The sequence below is a fragment of the Dyadobacter koreensis genome (assembly GCF_900108855.1).
Taxonomy (GTDB): domain Bacteria; phylum Bacteroidota; class Bacteroidia; order Cytophagales; family Spirosomataceae; genus Dyadobacter; species Dyadobacter koreensis.
Genome location: NZ_FNXY01000015.1, coordinates 1 through 8583 on the forward strand (window position 1 = coordinate 1; position 8583 = coordinate 8583).

Here is an 8583-nt window from a genome sequence, read left to right on the forward strand (position 1 = left end):
CCATTTCCTTCTTATACGGCGGCTTCACAATTTTTTTTTAATAACGTCCTGAAGCATCTGTTTGTCCAAACTCAGATCCGCCACCAATTTTTTTAGCTGTATATTTTCCTCCTCTAACTGCCGTAATTTTCTGAGCTCAGTAACTCCAAGCCCGCCGTACTTCTTTTTCCAGGCAAAAAATGTTGCCTGTGATACACCCATCTGCCGACAGATGTCTTCAACCCGCGTTCCTGCCTCAGATTGTCTGAGTGCATAAGCGATCTGGACTTCGGTAAATTTCGATTTTTTCATAGTAACAAATTACGTTTTTGATCTGTATTTGCCACCGAAAATCTCTAGTTTTAAACTGTCTCGTTTGCCGGGGGGAGGTCAGGATACGAACCGTTGTAGTAATCTGGTTATGAGCAAATTCTAAAACGCCAATATACCCGGTGCGGCTTTTACCGATTTTGTTAGCCTTAACTACATTTAATCTGATCTTATAGCCTGAACCCTCAAAAAAGTCAATGTAGCCGTTTTGTCTGATTTCCCGTTTCAGATAATTCACAATGAGCAATCTGCCACCTTTCTTAAAATAAGCGATCCTGGTTGCACTGACAACAAATATAAACTTTTGTTTCAGCACACTGGTTGTGTCAAAAGTAAAGAAACTTCCACCATAAACCCTCAGCTGAAAGTCATCCAAAAATTCGATGTCATTGGAAAATTTACCATCCTGATCGCTGACAGGATTAATGATTTCCGGCTGTGCCAAAAGTAAAAAAATAGCGAATAACACACTCATAGCTGACTGATTTAACTTCGGATCGTAATGAAACCTGCCAAACTATCCGGGCCGCTTTAATAGCTGGACATGAAATTTAAGTTGGGCGGCTGACTGTAATTTGTTTTTGAACCTGGCATCTCAAACCCGCCGTCCTTACAGAATTTCTGATGAGTTGTATTTATGAAGCAGCTAAATAACAATTGCACGCTGGTTACGGCAAAGGGATTATGCTGGGGATTTCCTAGTTCATTATAAGGTCTGCTTAATAGTTCAGACCTGGATCTTTGCAAAAAAGCCGACAAGGTGCAGGTAGCAAGAAATCACAAGTATTGGTGTTCCCGGATGTCAATACAATAGGGACTTCTGACCGGTTTCTGAGCCGATCCGGACTTGCTGTCGAGTCATCGGTTTTTGAATACATTTGCCTTTAAAGGAGCTAACGGATATTACTATATGTTGTCTGCTTTTTTTTGCTGGTAATTGGCTTTATAGGTTTAAAAAGCCAATTACCGTGAAATTTATGGAGAATCACCTATGACATTCCAGCAATAACCTGGCAAATTGCGATGAAATTTGTCTTGAAGACTCATTAAAATCCCTTTATGCTGCCCGGAGAAATGAAAGATAGAATGCGATGTCCGACTGTTGATAAGATTGACAAGGATTCCAGATTGCCGTAATTCTCTATATATTAACCAACGTGTCAATAATATCCGAGGGACTTCCTTTGAGATTGAATTGGTCAAAGTAGTCATACCAACCCTCTCTAATGCCCAGTGCTTCGAAACTTTTTGCTGATTGATCCGACATGAACTTCCAAACGACAAAATACCGATGGTTAAGTCCCTTGACCGTGTCGCTGTCATTTTCGCTCATGAGTACAACTTCACCACCCTCATCTAAAAATGGCTGTGAAGAAAGGCCTACCCGGGTCATATATGCTGCTCTTTCCTCTTTGGGAAGATCCAGCCAGGCTTGTTTCGGCGTGAATGTTTCTATGTAATATTTCATAATAAACTGTTAAGAAGTAACTTGTACGCAGTAATGATTTTTTTACTGTGTTACAAAGCTACGCCAGCGATTTGTTTAAACCGTGCCATTTATCAGGATAGAAATGTCACATAACGGACCTGGATGATTTTACTGACAAGCAAACAAGGGCTTACATAATTATATCCGATCATTTCCATCACGGAACTGCTTGGGGGTCATCGCGGCATACTTGCGGAAAAGCCGGACGAAATAGCTTGGCGCATCAAACTTCAGCTCATCACTTATCTGTGCAACCGACAAACTCGTATAACTGAGCAGATTTTTTGCTTCCTGAATTATTTTATTAAGGATGTACCTTTTTGCTGTCGAGCCCAGAATTTCCTTCGTAATCCTATTGAGATAATTGGTGGTGATGCTGAGTTTATCGGCATAGAACACTACTTCACGCTCGTCCAGATAATGCTGATCGACGAGCTTTATGAAAGCCTGAAGATGCCGGTTACCAAATTGTTCAAATTGCTCATTTGCAGGATCTGCGTCCATCTGAACCTGTTCGGCCTTTTCAAGCAGACCAAGGATCAGATAAACAAGAGCCCGAAGGACATGTTCATTACTGTCGATTCCTGTTTGAAGTTCAATTCGGATTTGATCCAGATATTGGACCAGCTTACCAAAAGATTGATCACCGGGTCTGAGTACCGAAAACAGCCGGTCGCTGTGCAAGTATTTAATTTTTTTCAGAAGATGCTTATCCTGAAAGAACGAGAGAAGAAAATCCTCTTCAAAAAGCAACGCAAACCCTTGCATTGATGTGTGTTCTGGCCAGCTCCATACCTCTCCCGGCAGTGAACAGATCACATCGCCAGGTTGGACAAACAATCTTTTCTGGTTCAGACTGATTATTTCGCTGCCCTCTGTAATAAAGGTGATGTCGTAATATGTAAGCCTGTGAGTCGGCGTTACTTCAAGATACTTGTTCAGTTCTGAAAGCGTTACAAGATCTACTAGTAAATCTTTGCCGTATTTTCCTTTGAAAAAATGATACCGTTGTATTGATTTCATCAAGATTATCGAACCGGGTAATTGTCTGTAGATCCGGCATTAAAGTTAATCAAACTGAATCAGATTTACGGATCAAACTTTACCGCTGGTTTCCCTGGCCTGTGAGGACTGAGGTTTGCGAAAGATCTTATATTTTCTGCCCTCTTTCATAAAAAGCCTCGCGGTCTGCTTGAAAGTGAATGAAACATTGTTTTGGATACAGGCATTTCTGATACCGATTACCCAGTCATAATCGCAGACCCGGGCATTGTCTCCCGACTCTCCGCCGGCTACCACCTTTTCTATCCAATCCCCGTGCAAAAGATCTTTAAGATCTATGGGGCCAAGAAGAGGCTCACAATGACAATTGAAGCGACCTCTAAACAACAGACCGGCAAGGTGAGGGGAAAATTGAATTTGGGATGCGGCACTGGCCTTAAAAAAAAGCTAAACGTTAACGGCAAGCTTATCAAAACAGTGTACATAAATCGAAATATATAAATGAACGCAAATACAACTATACACCCTAGGATGGGAATTCGTTAGGAAACTAGAATTCAACATAAAAGGTATCGAAAATCCACATCATTGACATCTTGGTAGCAGGCTTTAAATTTTTTTTTATCATGATTCATACTTTGCATATTTTCTTAAAAAAACAGCCATCCTGCCCCGGCATAAATTGCTGGGGCAGGATGGTTATAAATTTTTTCAGAACTCACCGGAATCTGCGCTTATTCATAATAGTGCGGAGCACGTTTTAAAACAGGCCACTGCTTGCTGTCATGGCCGAAAACAATGAGTTCTACTCGCTGCTACCAGGCTAGTGCCATCAGCTTGCGCGTGCTGATTCTGGCGTCGGCATCATTATCCGCAGATACATCAGTCACTCGCCTGTCACCATCAGTCATCGACGAGTTCAGGATCGCATCCACCATTAGAAGCACCGGACCAGTTTTAGGTAAGCGTATCAGTACAGACTGATGGCCAGGTACATGACCACTGCTAGCAACCAATTCTACCCCGGAGCTATTTCCACATCGCCATCAATCAGGCGGAACCGGATTAATGCGTTGTCCCACTGGTCCTGTGTCGAAGCAAAACGGGGATGACCGGCTTTGGCAGCTTCGTATTGCTGGCGCTGTACAATTGTCTCAACGTGGCAAAACCTGCTTAGATTACCAGCATGGTCAACATCAAAATGACTTACGATTACCAAATCAATATCGATTGCTTCAAGCCCTATTTCCGAAATGCGATTGAGAATGTAGTCCTGTGGACGCACCACCTTTGCATAAGGATCAGCTGCCGGCGGATGACTGATGAAGCTTTCGGGAAACCCGGTATCTACCAGAATATTCTTGCCTTCATCGGTCTGTATCAGATATCCGGGTACCGGCAGCGGAAGCGGGATATCCGGGTAAACAAAGTGGCCCAACTCAAACAAATATAACTTCATAAAGTGTAGTGCTTGTTGTCAAAGCTTTGTTACCAAGGCAACGCCTCGCCATCCTGAGAGAACGTGCCGCTTGGTCCGTTTTCATCGATTAGCGCCATCGCCACACCTGATTTAGCACCTTCTTGGGGAGTTAATGGTGCCTGGTCTGAACCGATGGATGTCTGCACCCAACCTGGGTTAACTGCGTTCACTTTAATTTTGGAATCGCCAAGTGCATTAGCCAGAAAAACCGTAAACTGGTTGAGTGCCGTTTTCGATGCGCTGTAAGCATAAGGCTTCAATTGATAAAGCCAGTGGCTCTGGTCAAGATGAACACCGAATGAACCTGAAACACTACTGATGTTCACGATACGCCCTGCATCACTCTTTTTGAGCAGTGGCAGCAAAGCCTGGGTTAGTTCTACCGTTCCAAAATAATTGATGTCAAAGGTATCCCGAAGCGTTTTTAACGGAACCGTTTCGGTGTTGTTGCCAAACCAGGCGCTATCCAAAAATACCGCCGCGTTATTGATCAGGATATCAAGTTTACCAAACTGCTTTTCAATGAAGTTTCTGGTGTTTTCTATATCATCGGAGCTACTGATATCCAGCTTGATAAAGGTTACATCCAATGACTCAGTGCGCAGGGTTTCTTCCGCATTTTTACCCTCCGTTTCGTTTCTTGCCCCTAAAAATACTTTGATATTTTGCTGTGCAAGTTGTCTGACCGTCTCAAAACCTATGCCTTTATTACCCCCTGTTACTAATGCTATTTTCGTCATTTTGCGAATTGTTATAATTACAATGCAAAGATCAGCACGATCACCAGGCCTGTGTTAACATAAATGAAACCGATCATTACTAAATTCAAACTTGCTTGTAAGATACAGTCAGACAAACAAATAGTTATTTGATGGTTTTGCGGTAATCTGTCGGAGATACGGTGACGTGTTTTTTGAAAAACAGATTGAAATGCGACGGCTGCTCAAAGCCCAGCGAGGTGGAAATCTCTACAATATTCCAGTTGGTGAGCTTCAGTAAGATCTTTGCTTCCTGGATTATGCGAGCCGCAATGATTTCAGTTACCGTTCTTCCTTTGGAAAGTTTTACCTGCCGGTTTAAATAATTGGGGTGTAATGCCAGTTCATCCGCAAAATCCTTCGCTGTTGTCAACCGGAGTATATCCTGAGCAGACACGATCGGAAACTGAGATTCCAGTAACCGGATAAATGCGCAGGCTATCTCCTCGGTCGTATTGTTAGTTTTTACATACGAGCTGACCGGATCAAGCTTTTGGGCATTAAAGATAAGTTCAAGCAAATACGTGCGTTGCAGGTTTTCTTTGAAATCACTGCCATCGCGTTTTTCATCGAAAATTTTGGCAAAGATCCCAATGAAACGTTTGGTCTGCTGATCGGTTAATGAATAAATATTTTGTCTCCCGGGTTTGTAGATCGGGAATTCAAGCAACCGGTATCCGCTGTTGGTTTTTGTGATAAAATCCTCTTTAAACAGGAAGCTTATACCTGCATACATTCCATCCGGTGCCTGGATGCCAAAGGGGATTTTGGAACTGGTAAACATTAGAGTATCGCCAAATACATCAATATTTCTTTCTTCAAATTCAATCGTATAGTTCCCCTGCAGCAAGGTTACAGTGTAAAATGTCTTTCTGTTGTATTCAAAGGATAAAGAGCTTTCTATGCCCGTTACGCTCAGATCCAGTATGTCCAGACTTACAGGACCCGTCTGGCCTGGTGCAATAGGTTTTGTCTCAACATTTTCAGACAAGGAAATCGTATTCCTATCTGTTTGTGCCGGATTCGGTGGTGTTTTCATATATTGACCTTCACATACCTGATTGACAAGAAACATTTTTTTTACCAAAAAGTCTACGCATGTTGTCCTTTATTTGAAAGGAGCCCGGTATTAGAATAGAACAGCAGGTGGCGCATAGATAATCCTACGTATGCATCATCCAGACAAAGTTTACTACCAAATATAAGAAATGCTTGTTTAATGAAAATGCATTACTTCACTCAATAGCCCGCTCCGAGTAAGCAATTCGCTAATTCCATATTTTGAAATGTTATATCCTGGCACTAAGCCGGGTATCTACGTATATTCCATCAATTTAAATAAAACCGTTCAATAAGTTTTAATTTCGGTCGGAGTTAATCAGTTTACGTAAATGATTGATAATTATTTAATACATGAACAGTAATACTCAGGTGATAGTCAATCTGCCTGGAGAATTCGGAGCCTCAGATCACCACAATTCGGAAATTAAGGACATGATGTTTCGGTTGAAATTGACCATGCTAAATAATTGATTTATATTTCTTTAACTACTGATTAACAATAGTCTTCTGGTGGTCAATCTGCCACGGAAGCACATGGTCAAGACATCCGAATTCTCCACCATATCGCTTCAAATTGCAAATAAACTCGATCCGAATCTCATGCTTAGGACGGTTATATTTTTTGTCCGCATTATGACTAGTACCTCGCCGATACCGATAATAAGCTCTTCTGCTCACTTCAAAAAGTTTGCATAAGTTGCTCAATTTATTCGTCTAGGATAGTGACAGTATCAAATCATAGACGTCCCTCAGTCTGACTTGGTGAAAAGACCTAACCCCTTTTTTAAGATCTAACGGTCGGTTTTTAAGCGTTCGTTTTCAGCCCTTAGTCTAGCATTTTCGGCAGCAAGTTTTCCAGCGTTGCTATTCTCACTCTGTCCGTTCTTTGTTTTTGTCTTCATAGTTGCAATTCTCTTCCAACGATAGAGAAGCCGCGACGGCGTACCGTTTTTCAGCAATTCCAAACGTCTTTTAAATCTCCCTAGCACTTCTTCCGGATGCCAACAATTTTGTTATTTCTTGCTTAAAATCAGCATCATAAGTCTTTCGGGCCTTGATCCCTTTCTGAAATCCCATTCCGCATTAGGTTGCGCAAAAATGTGTGCCGCTTTTTGGAGCCACCTCAGGGAGCTAGTCATTTCTTTTTAAGAAGTACTCTCCTAATTCAGTCTGTTCAGAGTGCCATCGTTCCCATTGTTCTTTTTCATATTTGAATTTTTTCGATCACCAAATCTTGTTATCAATTTGGTCACTTCATCATTTGCTGTATTGGCATAGACATATCTATGTGCATATTTGGCAATGATGCGGCGCAAGAGAATGGTTTGTTCGTCAGAAAATCTACTACGTCTTGAAGGTGGGTAATGACCATTTTTCGTATATAATATGTGTTCAGGGTTAAGAGGCTTTAAATCTATGACCCATTACAATCCCATCCACTATTGAGATTATACCTTTCGTTTGAAATGAAAGTTTATCGATAAGCCCAAAGGACCAAAATAAATTGTGATTATCCCTTCATCCTATTTTTGTGCATTTGAATTTGCTATACTCAGATAGATATTGAACTAACTGAAACTTCAATAACTTAACTACTTATGTATTTGTTATTGCAATTATATGGCAACATAATTTATATTGTTTCACTCCCCAATTTTATTACTAGGGTTTTCCCTAAGTTTTATAAGAAAGCACCCTTTTGGTTTATGTTAACGGCTGATTCGTCGTACTTTCGATAGATATATATAAACTGAATTTGAGGAACGTAGTCCATATAAAGTGTCATAAGATTTTTCATTCCGTTAACGTACCTGGCAACTAATTAACTGTATACGCATACATGATAAGAGTTCTCATCGCTGATGACCATAATGTCTTTGTTGAAGGCATTGAGTCGCTTATTTCAGGATCACTGGATATTGAAGTGACTGAGCGCTGCTATACAGTACAATCCGCTAAAGCTCGACTTAGCCAGACCACTATCGATGTCGTGTTACTTGATATTTCGTTCCCTTATATCGAAGATGGTCTCGGCCTTTGTGATTATATAGTCCGTACATACTCGGAAACGAAAGTAATAGCACTGACTATGCACAACGACGCTAGTCTGATCAAGCGGATAGTGAAAAAGGGAGCTAAGTGTAAGCGGTAACTAACAATGCACCAAAAATGGAAATTAGGAGTGCACCAAAATTGGCAACAGGAATGCACCACTTTGGCAAATATACATGGGTTAATTTTGGGGTTCAAAAAAAGTCTTTCTGTTTTTCATTCGGTAACTTTTTCCACTCATACTGATCACGTCGCATCTGTAAAGCAATCGGTCCAGTAAAGCCGTTGCAAGCACTTCGTCATCCAGCATTTTGGCCCATTCCGTTGCCATTTTATTGGTTGTAATAATAAAACAGGTTTTCTCGTAGAGCAGGTTGATGAAGTTAAACAATGAGACCGCCTGACTTTTTTCTACTGGAAAGAGCATGATA

9 protein-coding genes and 1 pseudogene are annotated in these 8583 nt (G+C 41.2%); 1 reads left to right on the top strand and 9 read right to left on the bottom strand.

All coding sequences use genetic code 11. From position 1 onward, the window contains the following. Positions 1 to 30: 30 nt before the first annotated feature. The 8 genes and pseudogenes from BMY70_RS30540 to BMY70_RS30575 form a co-directional block, all read right to left on the bottom strand. Positions 31 to 291: pseudogene (locus tag BMY70_RS30540) on the bottom strand (transposase); the annotation flags it as partial. After that, complete coding sequence (locus BMY70_RS30545; protein WP_090342579.1) at positions 236 to 784, bottom strand: hypothetical protein; 549 nt, start codon at positions 782 to 784, stop codon at positions 236 to 238. The pseudogene BMY70_RS30540 and the gene BMY70_RS30545, both read right to left, overlap by 56 nt. 666 nt (positions 785 to 1450) lie before the next feature. After that, positions 1451 to 1777: a DUF6616 family protein gene (locus BMY70_RS30550; RefSeq protein WP_090342583.1), complete on the bottom strand. Its 327-nt coding sequence runs from the start codon at positions 1775 to 1777 to the stop codon at positions 1451 to 1453. A 159-nt stretch (positions 1778 to 1936) separates the two neighbouring features. Next, entirely contained in the window at positions 1937 to 2821 is an 885-nt protein-coding gene (locus BMY70_RS30555; RefSeq protein ID WP_090342586.1) for a helix-turn-helix domain-containing protein, read from the bottom strand. A 72-nt stretch (positions 2822 to 2893) separates the two neighbouring features. Further along, positions 2894 to 3187, bottom strand: a complete 294-nt coding sequence (locus BMY70_RS31750) for a DUF5131 family protein (RefSeq protein ID WP_218148695.1) — start codon at positions 3185 to 3187, stop codon at positions 2894 to 2896. 631 nt (positions 3188 to 3818) lie between these two features. Then, entirely contained in the window at positions 3819 to 4259 is a 441-nt protein-coding gene (locus BMY70_RS30565; protein ID WP_090342593.1) for an MBL fold metallo-hydrolase, read from the bottom strand. Positions 4260 to 4288: 29 nt separating this feature from the next. Continuing rightward, positions 4289 to 5020, bottom strand: coding sequence for an SDR family oxidoreductase (locus BMY70_RS30570; RefSeq protein WP_090342597.1), 732 nt, complete (start codon positions 5018 to 5020; stop codon positions 4289 to 4291). 124 nt (positions 5021 to 5144) lie between these two features. After that, on the bottom strand, positions 5145 to 6077 hold the full coding sequence (locus BMY70_RS30575) for a helix-turn-helix domain-containing protein (protein WP_177197174.1): 933 nt from the start codon (positions 6075 to 6077) through the stop codon (positions 5145 to 5147). Positions 6078 to 7940: 1863 nt separating this feature from the next. Between BMY70_RS30575 and BMY70_RS30580 the strand changes: the two genes are divergently transcribed. Continuing rightward, positions 7941 to 8252, top strand: a complete 312-nt coding sequence (locus BMY70_RS30580; protein ID WP_177197175.1) for a response regulator — start codon at positions 7941 to 7943, stop codon at positions 8250 to 8252. Positions 8253 to 8333: 81 nt separating this feature from the next. Here BMY70_RS30580 and BMY70_RS30585 read toward each other — a convergent pair. Further along, a partial coding sequence (locus BMY70_RS30585; RefSeq protein ID WP_177197092.1) for an ATP-binding protein occupies positions 8334 to 8583 on the bottom strand: 250 nt, incomplete at its 5' end.

Excerpts from the sequence above, each read along its gene's own strand:
- BMY70_RS30545 (WP_090342579.1), bottom strand. The coding sequence starts at position 784 with ATGAGTGTGTTATTCGCTATTTTTTTACTTTTGGCACAGCCGGAAATC.
- BMY70_RS30550 (WP_090342583.1), bottom strand. The coding sequence starts at position 1,777 with ATGAAATATTACATAGAAACATTCACGCCGAAACAAGCCTGGCTGGAT.
- BMY70_RS30555 (WP_090342586.1), bottom strand. The coding sequence starts at position 2,821 with ATGAAATCAATACAACGGTATCATTTTTTCAAAGGAAAATACGGCAAA.
- BMY70_RS30565 (WP_090342593.1), bottom strand. The coding sequence starts at position 4,259 with ATGAAGTTATATTTGTTTGAGTTGGGCCACTTTGTTTACCCGGATATC.
- BMY70_RS30570 (WP_090342597.1), bottom strand. The coding sequence starts at position 5,020 with ATGACGAAAATAGCATTAGTAACAGGGGGTAATAAAGGCATAGGTTTT.
- BMY70_RS30575 (WP_177197174.1), bottom strand. The coding sequence starts at position 6,077 with ATGAAAACACCACCGAATCCGGCACAAACAGATAGGAATACGATTTCC.
- BMY70_RS30580 (WP_177197175.1), top strand. The coding sequence starts at position 7,941 with ATGATAAGAGTTCTCATCGCTGATGACCATAATGTCTTTGTTGAAGGC.